This is a genomic window from Paenibacillus glufosinatiresistens (assembly GCF_031470375.1).
Classification (GTDB): Bacteria; Bacillota; Bacilli; order Paenibacillales; family Paenibacillaceae; genus Paenibacillus_AQ; species Paenibacillus_AQ glufosinatiresistens.
Window position 1 is genome coordinate 44,380 of record NZ_JAVFHT010000003.1, and the last position, 18,372, is coordinate 62,751.

Below are 18,372 nucleotides of genomic sequence, written 5' to 3' on the forward strand. Positions count from 1 at the left end.
TATGTATGCTATGTCTATTGTAAAGGCTGGTAAAAAGATGAAAAAGAGACCTTAGACGGTATTCTTCCTAGACCTTAGGCGGGGCCTACTTGTGCGGCTGCGGGGGGTTCATTATAATGGAAGAAACCCGGATGGGGTCTTGACGGTTGGACCATTCTCAAGCAGAAAGGAACCTGCCTATGACTTATTTGCTGATTGCTGTACTGCTGCTGGCAATCGCGGGAGTAATGATCTTCCTGCGTAAACAGGGCGTCCCGCCGCACAGCGTACAAGAAGAGACGAATCGGAAAGTCATCCCGCTTGATCGGCACAGGCAGCTCCGGTCCAAACCGGAGGAACAGCCCTGCTCCTCCTGCAAACGGAAGAACGGCAAACTGATTTTCTACGCGCAGGACAATGGATCGGTAGTCGGATTATGCCGGGATTGCCGGGATAAGGCCAAGAAGCGGGATATGCTGCCGCTCTAGAACAAATGTCTTTTTTATGAGGAAATAGGCTTGCCCGGAGATTTAGAATATGATAGAATAATTTTTGTTGTGAATACGGTGGTCCGCTGCGGATAATGAGGGAGAGCACGGCTCTCCGGAAGAGGCATGAACACCTGTACGGGAAGGAGGAAATCCTTAATGAATATCCTGCAACAGATTACGCAAGAGCAGCTTCGCAAAGATATCCCGAGCTTTCGCCCGGGCGACACGCTGAAGGTGCATGTTAAGGTAATTGAGGGCACACGTGAACGCATCCAGCTGTTCGAAGGCGTTGTGATCAAGCGTCACGGCGGCGGCATCAGCGAGACTTTTACAGTACGTAAAATCTCTTACGGTGTCGGCGTTGAAAGAACATTCCCGCTGAACTCGCCGAAGATCGATAAGATCGAAGTGACACGTCACGGTAAAGTTCGTCGTGCCAAGCTGTACTACCTGCGCGAACTGCGCGGTAAAGCTGCCAGAATTAAAGAAATCCGTCGCTAATCCGGCGGTAAGGGGGAGGGCTTGGTTACAAGCCCTTTTCGTTTATCCAAAATATCCGATGCGAGGCGCTCGCCTTGCATAGATGAAATAAGACGGCATACCAGCCCCACCTGCGTGGGGTTCTTTAACGCCTGCGGGATTGGAAACCCTGCTTGCACTTGTGATATGCTGAAGTGTAGGAAAGTGAGAGGATGGAAAGGACGGTGAACCATGCAGCAGGATCAATTGCAGCAGGAACCGGGAGAAGGCGGCGAGATCGCCGAACGGCGGCCTCCCAAGAAGAAGAATGAGGTGCTGGAGTGGATCAAAGCCATCGCCATCGCGCTGGTGCTGGTCATTCTGATACGCTGGCTGCTCTTCAAGCCGTTTATTGTGGACGGTCCGTCGATGAAGCCCAGTTTTCATACCGGCGAGCGGGTAATCGTGAATGAAATTCTGTACAAATTCCGTGAACCGGAGCGGGGAGAAGTGATCGTCTTCCATGTGCCGCAGGAAGGCCGGGACTTTATCAAGCGCGTCATTGGCGTTGCGGGAGATAAGGTTCAGGTGGAAGGAGACGTCGTTACCGTCAACGGCAAGCCGATCGACGAGCCGTATCTCAAGAAGGCTCTGGAACAGGCGCATGAGAACAACCAGCTGTGGAACGATAAAAACTTCCCGAACGAAACGTTCCCAAACGGCACGGTTCCGGACGGACATGTCTTCGTAATGGGGGACAACCGCTCGGACAGCACGGACAGCCGGATGATCGGCTATGTGTCGCTGGATGAGATCGTAGGCCGCGCGGATCTGGTCTTCTGGCCGCTCAAGGATTTCACTTGGATCAAGCATTAACCATGAATCGAATACCCAAGGAGGCATACGGCATTGACCATTCAATGGTTCCCCGGTCATATGACCAAAGCCCGGAGGCAGATTGAAGAGAAGCTGAAGCTGATCGACGTTGCCATCGAGCTGCTCGACGCCCGTCTGCCGCTGTCCAGCCGCAATCCGATGATTGACGATATTCTGCGGGACAAGCCCCGTCTGATTATTCTGAACAAGGCCGATCTGGCCGACCCGGAGAGCACACGGAAGTGGATCGCGTATTTCAAGGCGGAAGGCCATGCGGTTCATCCGGTGGATGCGTCAACGGGCACCGGCGTGAAGGAGATCCCGGATCAGGTCCGTCTGCTCCTTAAGGAGAAGATTGACAGGCAGATTGCCAAGGGCATGAACCCCAGGGCGATGCGGGCACTGATTGTCGGCATCCCGAATGTGGGCAAATCCACGCTGATTAACCGGATGGCGGGACGCAATATTGCGGTGACGGGCGACCGTCCCGGTGTAACGAAGGGCCAGCAGTGGATCAAGACGGGCGACAGTCTGGAACTGCTCGATACGCCCGGAATTCTGTGGCCGAAATTCGAAGATCAGAGCGTGGGCTACCGTCTGGCGATTACCGGGGCGATCAAGGAAGAAATCCTCAATGTAGAGGACATTGCCTTCTACGCCGTGAAGTATTTGCTGAACGATTACGGCGACCGGTTCAAGGAGCGCTTTGGGATCGACAAGCTGCCGGAGGACACCGAGAATCCGGATGAGATTGTAGCGGTCATGGAGGCCGTTGGCCGCAAGCGGGGCTGCCTGGTGAGCGGAGGACGGGTCGATCTGGAAAAAGCGTCGCGCGCGCTGCTGCATGAGCTGCGCGCCGGCAAGCTCGGCCGCTTCACGCTGGAAACGCCGTAAGAAGCGTATAGAACCGCCGCCGGGCGATGAACCGGCGCAATTGGACCCGAACAACCGTGCTCCCTCAGGAGAGCGCGGTTTTTTTGTGCGGGAAAAGTGCTGGCGTTCTTTGGATGGATGTACGGGCTGGCGTCGTGTGGTAAGCTGGAAGAGAGAGCAAGGATTCGAAGCGGGTCCGTTGGACGACCTGAGGAAACGGGGAGAACACACTTGAAGAAGAGCATGGAACCGGAAATGGAAATCGACCGGCTGGCTTACGAGAAAGAATGCTGGAGCCTGTCTTATCGAAGAATCGCCGGAGTAGATGAGGTGGGCAGGGGCTGTCTGTTCGGCGACGTGGTCGCAGCGGCGGTGATTCTGCCCGAAGGACTGGTCATAGAGGGCGTTGATGATTCCAAGAAGCTGTCGGCCAAGAAACGGGACAGCCTGTATGAACAGATTATGGAGCAGGCGCTGGCGGTAGGCGTGGGGTTCGTGGATGCCGGAAGGATCGACGAAATCAACATCAAGCAGGCTGCCCGGCTGGCGATGCGCCAAGCGGTCCTGGCTCTGGGAGAAGAGCCGGATTATTTGCTGGTCGATGCCGAGACGGTAGATCTGCCGCTGCCGCAGAAGGCGATCATCAAAGGAGATGCCAACAGCCAGTCCATCGCTGCCGCTTCCATCGTGGCGAAGGTTACGCGGGACAGGCTCTGCGAGGGGGCCTGGAACGAGATGTACCCGGAATATGGAATTTCTGTACATAAAGGCTATGCCACCAAGCTGCACCGGGAGAAGCTTGCGGAACTTGGGCCGACGCCCCTGCACCGGCGCAGCTTCCTGGGGCGGATTGCGGCGGAGCAGATGACGTTGTTCTAGCTTCAGCGGGAAGGCTGCGAAGCCGATATAAGGGAGAGAAAGCGGAAGGAGGAGAGGGAGTATGAACATCGGTTCGTTGATTCGCGGTCTTCTGGGCGACAGCAAGCCGGGCGAACCCAAGTCGCTGGAGCTTCGCGAAGGCCAGGTCGTGCGCGGCGTCGTCTTGAACGTATCGGAGACAGGCCGGGAAGCGGTTGTTCAGATTCAGGGAACCCCGGTTCGGGCCGAACTGGAGACGCCGCTGCAGCCCGGCCAGACCTTGTCGCTTCAGGTCGGCGCGCCCGGCGAAGCGGGACTCCCGGTACTGAAGGCGGTTCCCGATTCTGCCGCCGCCGCTGCCATGAGCGTAGGAGACGCCCTGGAAGCCCTCGGACTTGCGAATGAGCCCGAAGGAAGAGCCATTCTGGATGTAATGCGCGGAGCCCAGCTTCCGCTGGATAAGGAGACGGCAGGGCGGCTTAGTCAGCTCCTGGCCTCCAAGCCGGGTCCGGTTCCGGTCTCCCAGTGGCTGGAGGCGGCGGCCGTATCGCTCAAGCGGGGTCTGCCGCTGACCGCAGAGGCGGTAAAGGGGCTTCAGCAGGCAATCTTCGGTCCGCGCCTGCATGAGCTTCTTGCGAAGCTGGAACATGAACTGGAGCAGTGGGCATCCGGCGGCGATTTGCCGGATGAACGGGCGCCTCAGCTCCGCGGGAATGAAGCTGCGGTGCGGCCGTCGGCGCAGCCGGCCTCCGGGACACAGCCCGGAGCCGTAGGGGAGGCAGCGGCCCGGGTGGCCGGGAGCGACGCGGGGCTTCCGGCAGCCTCCGCCGGTCAGCCGTCGCCGCGAAGCGTGCAAGGAGCAGCGGGAGGGCCGGCCGGAGCCTCCGGTGCGGCAGCGGCTGCCGCGGCCGCCCAGGTTGGAGAAGGAACGGTCCGGGCAGAGAATGCCGGGAGCCCGGCGGCTTCTGCCGGAAATCCAGGCGTATCCGGCGGACAGTCTCCGCCAATGCCGGAGAGCGCCTTGACCGGGGAGGCCGCAGGTCCGGCCGCTGAACCGGAAGCGCCGTCTCCCGGAGGATCGGCCCCCCGCCAAGCGGCCGCGCCTGAAGGACAGCGGACGACGGAATCCGGCGGGGAGGCCGGATCTTCCGTGTCCCGGCCTATGTCCGGCGGGGTCCCGGAGACGGGGACGACGGCGGGCACGGCGGTTCCGGTGGGCCGGGACAGCGCTCCGCGAGGCGCGGATTCTGCTGCCGCCGCGCCCGGCGCTGCCCTCCCGGGAGCGCCTGCGGGCGATGCGGCTTCGGATAGCGCCGGCGCTCCCGCAGGGCGCGCAATGGAAGCCGCCCGAGCGGACCAGGCGCCGCCTGCGCCCGCGGGCCGCGCAGCCGCGGGGTCCGATCCCGCCGCCGCTGCGCGAGGCGGCGCGGGGAACCCCGCCGCGCCTGCGGCCGGCGGGGGAGACGCCCTGCTGGCGAAGCTGCAGGGCGTGCTGGCGGAGCTGCGGCGGACGCAGCCGCAGCTTGAAGGCGACCGGCCGCCGGGGGAACCGGCGGCCGCTGCCGGCGGCGGCTTCGCCTCCGCCGCCGGCGCAGACGCGCCCGCCCACGCCGATGGCGCGTGGGTGGCGCGCGTGCTGAAGCTGCTCGGCGCGGAGCACGAGCAGCAGGCGGTCCGCGGGCTCGCCGCGGACCCGGGGCAGAGCCCGGCAGCGGCGCAGCCGGGCGGACCGGCGGCCGCCGCTGCGGACGGCGGCCTCAAAGGCACGCTGCTGCAGCTTCTGGGCAGCAGCGACGTGCCGGCGGCGGTCAAGGAGACCGCCGGGCAGCTCGTTCAGCAGCTGACGGGACAGCAGCTGCTGCTGAACACCGACCGGACGACGCCGTTCGCCCAGGTGACGCTGTTCCTGCCGCTGCGCGGGCCGGACGGAGAGGAGACCGCTTCGGTTCAGATCCAGTCTCGGCGCGGACGCAAGGGCGAACTGGACGCATCCAATTGCCGGCTCTGGTTCGACCTGGACATGAAGCGGCTGGGACAGACGCTGGTGGATGTGCAGGTCGTGGACCGGATTGTCAGCCTGAGGCTGCATAATGATCTGGCATGGGTGCAGGAAGCCTTCGAAGGGTCGCGCGAAGACATCCGGGCCGCGGTTGAGAACATCGGCTATCAGTTGTCCGGGTTTAGAACGGAAGGGATGCCCGTCCTCACAGAGAAGACAGGCACGCCCGCCGGGCTGAGCGGCGGCGTGGCCGAGTATACGCCCGAGTCCTACAAAGGAGTGGATTATCGGATATGAAGGACCGGCCGGAAGAAACAGGTCCCTCTCTTTTACAGAAGAAGGCGGTGGCCTTGAAATACGTCCCCGGCCAGACCGAAGCTCCGGTTGTGGTCGCCAAGGGGAAAGGCCATCTGGCAGAGGCGATACTGCAGAGGGCCAAAGAGAACGGGGTAGCGGTGCAGGAGGATGCCTCTCTGGTAGAAGTCCTCTCCAAGCTGGATCTGGATCAGCAGATTCCATCCGAGCTGTACCAGCTCGTTGCCGAGATTCTGAGTTATGTCTATCGCAGCGATGCGGAAGCGGGAAGAAGGCGGGACTCTTGAAGATCAAGGCAAACGGAACGGGCGGAGGCGACTGCATCAGGCGGGAGCAGCCGCGCCGGGACCGAATGGATGGACGCCGGATGAAGGGCCAGGCGGGAGAAGATGCCGCCGAACAGTACCTGCGTTCCCGCGGATACCGGATTATCGAACGGAATTGGCGCTGCCGGGCCGGAGAGCTGGACCTCATTGCGGAGCTGAAGGGTGTGACGGTCTTTGTAGAAGTCCGCACACGCAGCGGCGGTTCGCTGCTGGGTACTCCCGAAGAGTCGGTAGACGTCCGCAAGCAGCACCGGGTGCGGCGGACCGCGTCCATGTTTTTGCATGCTAGCGGCGGGGCGGAGCGGCCCGTATCCTTTGACGTCATCGCCGTAAGGCTGGAGGACGGGATGCGGGTGGCTTCGCTTCACCATATCCGGGATGCCTTCTGACGGGGCGATGCAAAGGTGGCGGCTCGGGGCTTAAGTGTCAGGCCGGACAGGAAGTGGGTATAGATGTAGTATACTTCTTGCGTCACCAGGAGGAGGGCTGGCACCATGGATCAGGATCCATCGAAGATTGAAGTCCGTTTTACATGCAAAACATGCAAACAGGATATCACCATTACGTTTATGGATAGCCCGGTCTCCTCTGTAAGCTGCTCGGACTGTGGACAGGTATATACGGTGATGCGCCCGGCAGTTGCCGATGAGATATTGTTCGACTGGGAGAATGAAGCCATGTTCCAGAAGTTCCGCGCTGACCAGTCCGAGAACAGCAACGAGAGTCTCATGTCCTTAATTATTAAGGTCATTGAACAGCTGACATGGAGAGACCAGGGCAACGGTCAGGTCGAAGCGATCAAGATGATGCGCAACTGGCTGATCGAGAATGAAAGTGTTCCCATGCTGTCCGAGCTGATTAAGACGAGGAGCGACAACCGCCCTTATCCTAAACGCGACTTTCGCAGCTAACCGGCGCGGGACGACGGTATTCGCTGCTTCGGCAGTGAATACCGGATACATAGAAGCGGGATGGAGGAAGGATCAAAATGGCAGACGTATTTTTCACCTCAGACCATCATTTTGGCGACCGGTCTATTCTGGATGTGGAATCCAGGCCGTTCCCGGGTGTGCCGGAGATGAACGAAGTCATGGTCGCCCGCTGGAATGAGACGGTAACGCCGGAAGACCGGGTCTACCATCTGGGAGATTTCTCGGTGCTGGATCAGGAGGAGACCCGGCGGGTCGTGTCTCGTCTGAACGGCTACAAGATTCTAATCCTCGGCAATCATGACCGCGAGCACGGACGCACCCGTTCCTGGTGGCTTGACGCCGGATTCCAGGAAGCCCACGAGACGGGGCTAATCTATCAGAACTTCTTTCTGCTGACCCACGAACCGCTCTATATGAATAAGCATATGCCTTTTGTAAATGTGCATGGTCATATTCATGGGCAAAAATACGCAGACAAACAGCATTTCAACGTCTGCGTCGAACATTGGGATTACCGCCCGGTGTCGTTCGGTGAGATGCGGCGTATCCTGGCTGGAGAGGAGAACGAATTGTTGTGATAAACTGACCGCCGCCTCTGAATGCAGCGTACCCTCAAACCTAAGAAGCTGCCGATCGGGCCCAAGCCTGACTGGCAGCTTCTTCGTGTAATTGCGCTTTACACGGTATCGCTAAATGCCTCGCACTCGCACTCAGGTCATAACATTCTTGAATAAGATAGCATCAAGGAGTTCAAAAATGCTCCTCCACGAAATTCGGTTTGAAAAGTGAAACAACTTTTATGAATCAAAGTTTTGATTACAAATTTATGCGTAAAAAGGATATATATTTCTTTACATATCCCCAATACTTACATAATAGGAATTATTTTCTTGGACAAAGCGAGCCTTTTGGGATAATGTGGTTAACGGCTATAAACAGTACAGGAGGAATTTACGTGAAAAAATTGGTTTCATTTGCTCTGTTAATGGTAATTCTTATGTCGATCCTGGCTCCCGGATCTGCATATGCCAGTAGTCCTGGTACCAACAATGCGACTGCTTTGTCATTCCCGACGAACGGCACATACGCGTATATTAATCAGGTCTCGGCCCAAAAGCCCGCTTCTGCATTTACAATTCAAATTAGTGCCTATTCTTCCAACTGGAGCTCAATTACTTATGATACTCGTCTGCTTTCTACTGCTGAGGCTAGCGGTTACGATTTCACAGTTAACAGTGTTCCTGGATATTTGAATTTTTATCTTTATTCAGGAGGCGCTTATCATGGAAATGGCATTCTTTTGTCCAGCTTGAACCGTGGTTGGCATACATTTACCGGGACATTTGATGGCAGATATCAAAAACTTTATGTAGATGGCATTCTAAAAGATACAAATGACTATGGTTCATCCGAAAATGTTATTACCTATAGCAATACTTTACTGATCCTTGGCGGGGAGCCCACTCCAACTGGTCTATATACGGGTATGTCCACATTTAATGGATATATCGATGACCTTCGTATGTATAAACGAGCCTTATCCGCTGATGAGGTAGGTTATGTATGGAATCGTAAACTAACCGGTAATGAAAATGGATTGGTCGGTTTATACCGATTTGACGTTGCGAACAGCAGTCTTGTTGACGATTCACCCACACATAATAATGGTTTTTTGAATAGTGCCGTTCGTGTCGTTGAATCCCCGGATTTGCTTAATGCCCCTAACTTTGCTGAACCCACAGCCCCTTCTAATCTTGAGGCAACAGTGAACAATGGTTATACTAATTTAGCTTGGTCTCCATCAACTAAGCTTGATCAATCATCGGTTACATACAATATCTTTGTTGATGGGGTAAAAGTGAATTCTTCGCCTATTTCGTCTCCTTCTTACACAGTTACCGGGTTGACGAATGATGTTACTCATTCTTATTATGTGGTAGCCTATGATCTGGTAGGTACTGCTTCTGCGCCATCTGATACGGTTACTGCACTTTATGATTCAGTATCTCCAGCAGCTCCACGCGGGCTTGCCGTCAAAGAACAAACGGAAGACTCTGTAACCTTAATATGGAACGCTAACACTGAAACGGATTTGGCGGGATACAGGATCTACATGAACGGCACTCCATTGAATGTGGGTACTGTAACGGGAACGACGTACACTGTTGCAGGCCTGGACAATCAAACCACCTACAGCTTCTATATGACGGCCATAGATACATCTGGGAACCAATCTTCCAAGAGCAACACCGTAACAGCGACCCTTGCTTCGACAGACAGAGCCTTATTAACGATAACGTTAAATAACGGTTTTGAAAAAGAATATGATCTATCGATGGCTGAAGTAAATGCTTTTATTACTTGGTATGAAGCAAAAGCAGCAGGTACTGGCCCAGCTTCTTTTGCGATCGATAAACACAATAACAACAAAGGACCCTTCAAGAGCCGTAAAGACTACGTAGTCTTCGATAAAATATTAACATTCGAGATTAACGTGTATACGTCGGATAAATGAATATATGGGGACGCCGAGAGGCGTCCCTTTTTTGATAGCGGGATTGCAGTTTGTTATGTTGATTCCTCTACTCCTCCTCATGCCCCTTCCGGTCCAGTATCCGGTACTGCAGCGCCTCCGCGATATGGGAGGGGGCGATGTCTGCGGCTTCTTCCAGATCGGCGATCGTGCGGGCGACCTTCAGGATGCGGTCATAGGAGCGCAGGCTCAGGCCCAGCGTCTCCATAAGGTCCTGGAGCCGGGCCTCCCCATCTCTGCCGGGGGATGCGTACTGCTGCAGCGCAGAGCCCGACAGCTCGCTGTTCCAGGAGAAAGGCCGCCCGGCGTAGCGGGCTATCTGCATGCGCCGGGCCCGCTCGACGGCTGCCCGCATATCGGCGGTGCTCATCGCAGGCTCGGCGGCAGTGGCGGCGGAATCCCGGGGACGGGGAACATCGACCTGGAGGTCGATGCGGTCCAGCAGCGGGCCGGAAATCCGGGAGCGGTAGTGGGCAATGCGCGCCGGGGAACAGGTGCAGCGGAGGTGGGGGTGATTGCTCCCGAGCAGTCCGCAGTGGCAGGGGTTCATGGAAGCCGCCAGCAGGAAATGAGCCGGATAGGTAAAAGAAGCCCTTGCCCGGCTGATTGTCACCAGACGGTCCTCCAGCGGCTGGCGCAGGGATTCCAGCACTCCGCGCGGAAATTCGGGCAGTTCGTCAAGGAAGAGAACGCCCCGGTGAGCAAGGCTGACCTCACCCGGTTTCGGAATACTGCCGCCTCCGATGATGCCTGCGGCAGAGATCGTATGATGCGGCGACCGAAAAGGACGGCTGCGCAGCAAGCCTTGTCCGGGTTCCCGGAGCAGCCCGGCAGCGCTGTAGATTCTCGTCGCCTCCAATGCCTCCGTCTCGGTGAGCGGAGGGAGAATGCCGGCCAGCCGTTTGATCATCATGGTCTTGCCGGTACCGGGAGGGCCAAGAAGCAGAATATTGTGCATCCCGGCAGCCGCGATGGTCAGCGCGCGCTTCGCCTGGTGCTGGCCCCGGACGTCGCTGTAGTCTTCTGCCGGCTCCGGTCCGCTTCCCGCACCGGAAGATGAGGGGACAGGCTGGTAGCGCAAATGCTCCAGTGACTGGAGAACAAGCGGCTGGGACACAGCATGCAGCGGCCCGCTCTCGTAGACCGGGAAAGGGAGTGCTTCACTGGAGACCGGAAACTGCCCGATTCCGCTGATCTCCAAGCCGCCGGACGCTAAGCCGGGAGCGGACGATTCACCGGCCGGTTCGGCGGCCGATAGTTCTTTCAGATGGCCCAGCGCATAAATCTGCATGCCCGAGACCAGCGCAGCCTCCGCCGCATTGCTTCTGGGGAGCAGTACGGCGTTCAGACCGCAGCTCCGCGCAGCCGCAACCATCGGCAGGACGCCGGTGACCGGGCGGAGGCTGCCGTCCAGCGCCAGCTCGCCGATCAGCAGCAGCCGGTCGGGTTCCGGAAGAACGAGCTGGCCGCTGGCGGCGAGAAGTCCGAGCGCGATAGCCAGGTCAAAGGCAGAGCCTTCTTTTCGCAGGTCTGCAGGGGCCAGGTTAATCGTAATCCGCTGCTGCGGGTAGCGGTAGCCGCAGTTCTTCACCGCAGCGCGGACGCGTTCAACCGCCTCCCGAATGGCGGAGTCCGGCAGTCCGATAATATGGGTCTGGGGCAGACCGCTCGACAAATCCACCTCGACCTGAATCATCACCCCTTCGATGCCGTACAGACAAGCGCTGTTCAACGTTCCGTACATGACAAAAAACACCCTCTCTTCTGTAAAGTGTCCAGAAAAGGGGTGCTTCCGCCATTCTCCGCCGGTTCTCTGCAAGAACCGCAAAAACTTTCCTTCATTATATAACCGGCTTCTCCCAAAAATCAAATCAGAGAACTTCGATCTCCACCGCAATGTTGCCGCGGGTAGCGCGGGAATACGGACAGGCTGCATGGGCGCCTTCCACCAGCTTCTCGGCCGTCTCACGATCAACGCCTGAGACCAGCACGGCCAGCTTCACGCCAATGCCGAAGCCGCCGTCTTCCACCTTGCCGAAGCTGACCGTAGCCGTTACTTCGCTGCCCTCGATCTTCGTCCGGCTCATCCGGGCCACCATGTTCAGCGCACTGTCGAAGCAGGCCGCATAACCGGCTGCGAACAGCTGTTCAGGATTGGTGCCTTCTCCGCCGGCTCCGCCCATCTCACGGGGGGTAGAAATCTTGTGGGAGAAGACCGGGGAAGCGGATTCGACATAGCCGTCGCGGCCGCCGACAGCCTTAACCGTGGTTTCGTACATTTTTTGCTGAATGGTCATCATGGGTTCATCGCTCCAATTCATTTTAGTAAATTATATTTTACACAATTTAATTTATCATAATAAAAGAAAATGTCAATTCATTTTTTGCTATTATCATGAATTCCGTCCGCATTTATGATATGATCGTCATAAGAAAGCAGGTGACCATAATGGATGAAAAAACAACAACGCCCGAACTGCTGCTGGATAATCAGCTATGCTTTACCATTTATGCTTGCTCTCGTGAAATCACGAAGCTGTATCAGCCTTATCTGGACACGCTCGGCGTAACGTATTCGCAGTATCTGGTGCTCCTTGTGCTGTGGGAGAAGAAGCAGTGCACGGTCAAGGAACTCGGCGCAGAGCTTTATCTGGATTCCGGGACCCTGACGCCGCTTCTCAAGCGCCTTCAGGCTGCGGGACTCATCAACCGTGACCGGTCGCTCGAAGACGAGCGCAAAGTGCTTATTACTCTCACCGACACCGGTTGGGCCCTTCAGGAGAAGGCAAGGGAGATCCCCGGCAAAATTGCCGAAGGAACCATGCTGTCCGAGGAGGAATTCGGAGCGCTGCTGTGCCAGTTCAAGGACCTTCTGGGCCGGGTACATCAGGCGAATTTCAAGTCTCCGTCCAAGGTGTGAGGTTCTGTCTATACAATCAATCGCGTTTTGATATGAAATCATGCGAAAATGTATGTATAAAGATCGACAACTTTTTGAGGTAAGCGTTTTTAAATCATGTTACAATATTCTCGGCTTCAGGTGACTCTCAACCTGTTCCGGGAGTATTGGCATGGCTACATATCTTCTCCCGGACCTGACCTTGCGGCAATCAAAACGGAATGCGGAATGAACGGCAGGCAGCCTGCCGCGATCCCGCAACACTTTAGGAGGCTTCCGTCAATGAATATCCACGAGTACCAGGGAAAAGAAGTGCTTAAGAAGTACGGCGTTGCCGTACCGAACGGCAAAGTCGCTTATACGGTGGAAGAAGCGGTTGCTGCGGCGCAGGAGCTTGGCAGTCCGGTAACGGTGGTGAAGGCGCAGATCCACGCCGGCGGCCGGGGTAAAGCCGGAGGCGTGAAGGTCGCGAAGAATCTGGATGAAGTCCGCAGCTATGCGGGAGAAATTCTGGGCAAGACGCTGGTTACCCACCAGACGGGACCGGAGGGCAAAGTGGTCAAACGCCTGCTAATTGAAGAAGGCTGCCAGATTGTCAAGGAGTACTACATCGGTCTTGTGGTGGACCGCGGAACCGGACGCGTCGTGCTGATGGGTTCGGAAGAAGGCGGCACGGAGATTGAGGAAGTGGCTGCCGAGCATCCGGAGAAGATTTTTAAACAGGTCATTGATCCGGCCGTCGGACTTCAGCCTTTTCAGGCGCGGGAGCTGGCCTACGGAATTGGCATTCCAAAAGAATTGACGAATAAAGCGGTCAAGTTTATGCAAGCGCTGTATTCCGCATTTGTGGATAATGACTGCTCCATTGCCGAGATCAATCCGCTTGTCGTTACAGGCGACGGAGAGGTGCTGGCACTGGACGCCAAGCTGAACTTTGATTCCAACGCGCTGTTCCGCCACAAGGACATTCTCGCTCTGCGGGACTTGGAGGAAGAGAACGAGAAGGAGATCGAAGCATCCAAATATGACCTCAGTTATATAGCCCTGGACGGGAACATCGGCTGCATGGTCAACGGTGCAGGGCTGGCTATGGCTACAATGGATATTATCAAATATTACGGCGGCGAACCGGCCAACTTCCTGGACGTAGGGGGCGGCGCGACGGCGGAGAAGGTAACGGAAGCCTTCAAGATCATTTTGTCCGACGATAAGGTGAACGGAATCTTCATTAATATTTTTGGAGGCATCATGCGCTGCGACGTGATCGCGAGCGGTGTGGTGGAAGCGGCGGGACAGCTGGGACTCACCAAGCCGCTTGTTGTCCGTCTGGAGGGTACGAATGTCGGATTGGGCAAGGAAATTCTGGCCGGCTCCGGGCTGAATATCGTTTCGGCCGATTCCATGGCGGACGGGGCCCGTAAAATTGTGGCTCTGGTGCAGTAGGCGGATGATTCGCTGCGTATTTTACCAACCTTAAGGGGATGTGACGTTGAATGAGCATTCTTGTCGATAAGCATACGAAGGTGATTACACAGGGGATTACGGGATCTACGGGTCTCTTCCATACCAAGGGAGCGCTTGATTACGGTACCCGGATGGTCGGCGGGGTAACGCCCGGAAAAGGCGGAACGAATGTCTCCATTACACTCGACAACGGCAGCGAAGTTACCCTTCCGGTCTTTGATACCGTGAAGGAAGCCAAGGCGGCGACAGGCGCTACGGCGAGCGTGATTTATGTGCCGCCGGCGTTCGCCGCCGACTCGATCATGGAAGCAGTCGATGCCGAGCTTGACCTCGTGATCTGTATTACGGAAGGGATTCCGGTGCTGGATATGGTCAAGGTCAAACGCTATATGGAAGGCCGTTCCACGGTATTGATCGGACCTAACTGTCCGGGCGTCATTACACCGGGCGAATGCAAGATCGGCATTATGCCGGGCTATATTCATATGCCGGGTTATGTGGGCGTCGTCTCCCGAAGCGGGACGCTGACGTATGAAGCGGTGCATCAGCTGACTTCGCGCGGAATCGGCCAGTCCTCGGCAGTCGGCATCGGCGGCGATCCGGTCAAAGGCTCGGAATTCATCGATATCCTGAAACGCTTCAATGACGATCCGGGCACCAAGGCCGTAATTATGATCGGCGAAATCGGGGGGACGGCGGAGGAAGAGGCGGCCGAATGGATCCGCGAGCATATGACCAAGCCGGTTGTCGGTTTCATCGGCGGAACGACTGCTCCTCCGGGGAAGCGGATGGGCCACGCCGGAGCGATCATCTCGGGCGGGAAAGGGACGGCGGCGGAGAAGATCGCGGTGCTTGAAGCCTGCGGCATCCGGGTGGCTCCAACTCCGGCTGAAATGGGCGCAACGCTTGTCGAAGTGCTGGAAGAGCAGGGCATTCTCAACGCCTGCACGACACATTGATTCCGGCAGGCCATTGATGGAACGGTTTATTCGAGTATAATGGAAGCAAGAGGTAAGCAACCTTTCATTCCCCGCGCGGGAGGAGAGGTTGCTTTTTTGCGTTGGATGACTTGTTAAGACCATTTGAAGGAGGCTATGAAATGAATCGCAGCGAATTGCTGTTTGGACTGCATGAAATGGAAGGGATCGGCTGGGCCAGCCTGAACCGGATTGTGCGATGCGGGATGCTGACCGAAGCGTCTTTCTCTTGCTCGGAAAAGGAATGGCTCGGAATCGGGCTTCCGCCTGCGGCGGCGGACCGGCTGGCGAAGCAGTGGTCGCCGGACTGGATCGCCCGCCGGCTGGAGCTGCTGGAGGCTTCCGGGTACCGCTATCTTGCCGTCACGGATGAAGCGTATCCGTTCCGGCTGCGCGAAGCGGCCGAGCCGCCTTGGGTGCTCTATCTCCGCGGCCGGACCGAACTGCTGACACGGCCTTCCATTGCCATGGTCGGTACCCGGGCTCCGACCGTCTACGGCCGCCGGGTCGGAGAAGCATTGGCCTCGGCGCTCTCGGCCAAGGGGATGACGGTTATCAGCGGGTTGGCCCGCGGAATCGACAGCATCTGCCATGAAGCGGCTCTGCCGGGACCGGGCGGCACGATTGCCGTCATGGCGACGGCAATCGACAAAATTTATCCGCCCGAGAATCGGAGCCTGCTGCGGGCTATTGAGCGGGAGGGCCTGGTGGTCAGCGAATACCCGATCGGAACGAAGAGCCATCCGGGCCTCTTCCCCCGGCGCAACCGCATTATCGCGGGACTTGCGCTCGGGACGGTGGTGGTGGAGGCGGACAGCCGGAGCGGTTCCCTGATTACAGCGGACGCGGCGCTGGAGGCGGGACGCGATGTTTTTGCCGTGCCGGGACCGATCACTTCTCCCAAGAGCCGGGGCTCGAACGATCTGCTGAAACAGGGAGCGAAGCTGGTCTCAAACCCCGAAGATATCTGGGAGGAATACCGCGAACCCTGGCTCCTGACACTGCCCGGAGAGGGAGAGGGCAAGGCGGATGGAGAAACAACCGGCGAAGCGGGGACGCTCGCTCTGGACGAAAACAATTTGACAAGTGAGGAGTCCCAACTATACCATATACTGCATCAGGGCCCCTTTACTTTCGACGAACTGCTTGGCCGGAGCGGGTACGATTTTGGACTTTTGCATTCGCTTCTGCTATCTTTAATCATAAAAAAAGCGGTGGTTCAATTACCGGGCGCTATCTATAAAATCGTATAAAAGAGGAAGCGTTAATTTTACGAGGAGGACGAACCTGTGGCGGATTCACTGGTCATTGTCGAGTCGCCGGCGAAGGCGAAGACGATCGGCAAATACCTGGGCAGCAAATATATTGTCAAAGCATCCATGGGACATATTCGGGACTTGCCCAAAAGTCAGACCGGGGTGGAAGTCGAGAACAACTTTAATCCCAAATACATTACCATTCGGGGCAAAGGCTCTGTACTGAAAGAACTTAAGGACGCCAGCAAGAAAGTCAAGAATGTCTATCTGGCGGCTGACCCGGACCGCGAAGGAGAGGCTATCGCCTGGCATCTGGCCCATGCGCTGGATTTGGACGATACCCAGGAATGCCGGGTAGTGTTCAACGAAATCACGAAGCAGGCGGTCAAGGATGCGTTCAAGACGCCGCGCAAAATCAACATGAATCTCGTCAACGCCCAGCAGGCGCGCCGGATTCTCGACCGACTGGTCGGCTATCAGATCAGCCCCTTATTATGGAAGAAAGTCAAAAAAGGACTGTCTGCGGGCCGGGTTCAATCGGTGGCCGTCAAGATTATCATGGACCGGGAGAATGAAATTTCGGCATTTGTGCCAGAGGAGTACTGGAGCATCACCGCCCGCCTTGGGATCAAGGATTCCGTGTTCGAAGCGAAGTTCCATAAGATGAACGGTGTGAAAAAGGAACTTGGCCGCGAGAGCGACGTCCAGGAAGTGCTGAAGGCGATTGAAGGCGCCGATTTCATAGTCGGCGAAGTGAAAGAGAAGGAGCGTCAGCGTCATCCTTCCGCTCCCTTCACGACGAGTTCGCTTCAGCAGGAAGCGGCGCGCAAGCTCGGCTTCCGGGCGTCGAAGACCATGTCCGTGGCACAGCAGCTCTATGAGGGCGTCGAGCTGGGCAAGGAAGGAACGGTCGGTCTGATTACGTACATGCGTACCGACTCGACGCGAATTTCCACAACGGCGCAGGATGAGGCTAAAGAGCTGATCGTAGGCAAGTACGGCGAGAAATTCGCCCCGGAAACACCGCGGCAGTATTCCAAAAAAGCGGCCGGGGCCCAGGATGCCCATGAAGCCATCCGGCCCACATCCGTTCTTCGGGAACCTGACAGCGTCAAGGAGTATTTGAGCCGTGATCAGTTCCGGCTCTACAAGCTGGTCTGGGAGCGGTTTGTCAGCAGCCAGATGTCGTCTGCTGTGCTCGATACGCTCTCGGTGGACATTCAGGCAGGACCGGCGGTCTTCCGGGCCGTCGGTTCCAAGGTATCCTTCCCGGGCTTCATGAAGGTATACGTTGAGGGCAACGACGACGGTACGACCGAGGAAGATAAATATCTGCCCCCGCTCGCGGCCGGAGACCGGCTGGAGCGCCGCGAAGTCGAGCCGAAGCAGCATTTCACCCAGCCGCCGCCGCGCTATACGGAAGCCAGACTGGTGAAGACGCTCGAAGAGCTGGGCATTGGCCGTCCGAGCACGTATGCGCCGACGCTGGAGACGATCCAGAAACGCGGCTATGTGGCCATTGAAGAGAAGAAATTCATGCCGACCGAGCTTGGCGAACTGATCATTGAACAGATGGAGCAGTTCTTCCCCGAGATTCTCGATGTGGAGTTCACGGCCCATATGGAGGAAGATCTTGACCATGTCGAGGAAGGCTCCGAGGATTGGGTGGAAGTGCTCGCTGAATTCTACGGGCCGTTCAAGAAGCGTCTGGATGTAGCGGAAGAAGAAATGAAGGAGATTGAAATCGTTGACGAGGTCTCCGACGAGCTCTGCGAGAAATGCGGAAGCCCGATGGTCTACAAGCTGGGCCGGTTCGGCAAATTTCTGGCCTGCTCGGGCTTCCCGGACTGCCGCAACACGAAGCCGATCATCAAGGATATCGGAGTCGGCTGCCCGAAATGCGGCGAAGGCAAGGTGGTGGAGCGGCGGAGCAAGAAGGGACGCGTCTTCTACGGATGCGACCGGTACCCGGAATGTGATTTTGTCTCGTGGGACCGGCCGTCTGCCAAGTCTTGTCCCGAATGCGGCGCGTGGATGGTGGAGAAACGCAGCAAGCAGGGCGTGAAGCTGCAATGTACGTCCTGCGATCATACGGAAATGGTGGAAGAAGCCGATGATGAGGCGGCGGAATAAGG

Annotated in this window: 18 protein-coding genes; 16 read left to right on the top strand and 2 right to left on the bottom strand. The window is 57.1% G+C overall.

Annotated features, from left to right (window positions below; genetic code table 11):
* Positions 1 to 179 precede the first annotated feature (179 nt).
* The 11 genes from RBI05_RS05140 (at position 180) to RBI05_RS05190 (ending at position 9,623) form a co-directional block, all read left to right on the top strand.
* Complete coding sequence (locus tag RBI05_RS05140) at positions 180 to 467, top strand: hypothetical protein (protein ID WP_150457201.1); 288 nt, start codon at positions 180 to 182, stop codon at positions 465 to 467.
* A 159-nt stretch (positions 468 to 626) separates the two neighbouring features.
* On the top strand, positions 627 to 971 hold the full coding sequence (gene rplS / locus RBI05_RS05145; protein ID WP_150457202.1) for a 50S ribosomal protein L19: 345 nt from the start codon (positions 627 to 629) through the stop codon (positions 969 to 971).
* A 225-nt stretch (positions 972 to 1,196) separates the two neighbouring features.
* Positions 1,197 to 1,805: a signal peptidase I gene (lepB, locus tag RBI05_RS05150; RefSeq protein ID WP_150457451.1), complete on the top strand. Its 609-nt coding sequence runs from the start codon at positions 1,197 to 1,199 to the stop codon at positions 1,803 to 1,805.
* Positions 1,806 to 1,838: 33 nt separating this feature from the next.
* Entirely contained in the window at positions 1,839 to 2,699 is an 861-nt protein-coding gene (gene ylqF, locus RBI05_RS05155) for a ribosome biogenesis GTPase YlqF (protein ID WP_310550328.1), read from the top strand.
* A gap of 210 nt (positions 2,700 to 2,909) precedes the next feature.
* Positions 2,910 to 3,557: a ribonuclease HII gene (locus RBI05_RS05160; RefSeq protein ID WP_310550329.1), complete on the top strand. Its 648-nt coding sequence runs from the start codon at positions 2,910 to 2,912 to the stop codon at positions 3,555 to 3,557.
* Between the two features lie 61 nt (positions 3,558 to 3,618).
* On the top strand, positions 3,619 to 5,832 hold the full coding sequence (locus tag RBI05_RS05165; RefSeq protein ID WP_310550330.1) for a DNA ligase: 2,214 nt from the start codon (positions 3,619 to 3,621) through the stop codon (positions 5,830 to 5,832).
* Positions 5,829 to 6,137: an EscU/YscU/HrcU family type III secretion system export apparatus switch protein gene (locus RBI05_RS05170; protein WP_150457205.1), complete on the top strand. Its 309-nt coding sequence runs from the start codon at positions 5,829 to 5,831 to the stop codon at positions 6,135 to 6,137. The genes RBI05_RS05165 and RBI05_RS05170 overlap by 4 nt, the downstream gene beginning before the upstream one ends.
* Complete coding sequence (locus RBI05_RS05175; RefSeq protein WP_310550331.1) at positions 6,134 to 6,565, top strand: YraN family protein; 432 nt, start codon at positions 6,134 to 6,136, stop codon at positions 6,563 to 6,565. The genes RBI05_RS05170 and RBI05_RS05175 overlap by 4 nt, the downstream gene beginning before the upstream one ends.
* A gap of 105 nt (positions 6,566 to 6,670) precedes the next feature.
* Complete coding sequence (locus tag RBI05_RS05180) at positions 6,671 to 7,087, top strand: hypothetical protein (RefSeq protein WP_150457206.1); 417 nt, start codon at positions 6,671 to 6,673, stop codon at positions 7,085 to 7,087.
* 77 nt (positions 7,088 to 7,164) lie between these two features.
* On the top strand, positions 7,165 to 7,686 hold the full coding sequence (locus RBI05_RS05185; protein WP_310550332.1) for a phosphoesterase: 522 nt from the start codon (positions 7,165 to 7,167) through the stop codon (positions 7,684 to 7,686).
* A 377-nt stretch (positions 7,687 to 8,063) separates the two neighbouring features.
* Positions 8,064 to 9,623 carry a fibronectin type III domain-containing protein gene (locus RBI05_RS05190; protein WP_310550333.1) on the top strand — a complete coding sequence of 520 codons (1,560 nt, stop codon included), beginning with the start codon at positions 8,064 to 8,066 and terminating at the stop codon, positions 9,621 to 9,623.
* A 67-nt stretch (positions 9,624 to 9,690) separates the two neighbouring features.
* Here the strand turns inward: RBI05_RS05190 and RBI05_RS05195 are convergent, their stop codons facing one another.
* Together RBI05_RS05195 and RBI05_RS05200 are read right to left on the bottom strand one after the other, a co-directional pair.
* A complete protein-coding gene (locus tag RBI05_RS05195) occupies positions 9,691 to 11,385 on the bottom strand; it encodes a YifB family Mg chelatase-like AAA ATPase (protein WP_310550334.1) in 1,695 nt (564 codons plus the stop codon).
* 127 nt (positions 11,386 to 11,512) lie between these two features.
* Positions 11,513 to 11,941 carry an organic hydroperoxide resistance protein gene (locus RBI05_RS05200; RefSeq protein ID WP_150457209.1) on the bottom strand — a complete coding sequence of 143 codons (429 nt, stop codon included), beginning with the start codon at positions 11,939 to 11,941 and terminating at the stop codon, positions 11,513 to 11,515.
* Positions 11,942 to 12,090: 149 nt separating this feature from the next.
* Here RBI05_RS05200 and RBI05_RS05205 point away from each other — a divergent pair, with 149 nt between their 5' ends.
* The 5 genes from RBI05_RS05205 to topA all read left to right on the top strand — a co-directional run bounded on the left by RBI05_RS05205 (position 12,091) and on the right by topA (position 18,370).
* On the top strand, positions 12,091 to 12,561 hold the full coding sequence (locus RBI05_RS05205; protein WP_150457210.1) for a MarR family winged helix-turn-helix transcriptional regulator: 471 nt from the start codon (positions 12,091 to 12,093) through the stop codon (positions 12,559 to 12,561).
* Positions 12,562 to 12,822: 261 nt separating this feature from the next.
* Positions 12,823 to 13,983, top strand: a complete 1,161-nt coding sequence (gene sucC, locus RBI05_RS05210; RefSeq protein ID WP_150457211.1) for an ADP-forming succinate--CoA ligase subunit beta — start codon at positions 12,823 to 12,825, stop codon at positions 13,981 to 13,983.
* A gap of 50 nt (positions 13,984 to 14,033) precedes the next feature.
* Positions 14,034 to 14,963, top strand: a complete 930-nt coding sequence (gene sucD / locus RBI05_RS05215; RefSeq protein ID WP_310550335.1) for a succinate--CoA ligase subunit alpha — start codon at positions 14,034 to 14,036, stop codon at positions 14,961 to 14,963.
* Positions 14,964 to 15,103: 140 nt separating this feature from the next.
* On the top strand, positions 15,104 to 16,234 hold the full coding sequence (gene dprA, locus RBI05_RS05220; RefSeq protein WP_310550336.1) for a DNA-processing protein DprA: 1,131 nt from the start codon (positions 15,104 to 15,106) through the stop codon (positions 16,232 to 16,234).
* 36 nt (positions 16,235 to 16,270) lie between these two features.
* Positions 16,271 to 18,370: a type I DNA topoisomerase gene (topA, locus tag RBI05_RS05225; protein WP_150457214.1), complete on the top strand. Its 2,100-nt coding sequence runs from the start codon at positions 16,271 to 16,273 to the stop codon at positions 18,368 to 18,370.
* Positions 18,371 to 18,372 lie beyond the last annotated feature (2 nt).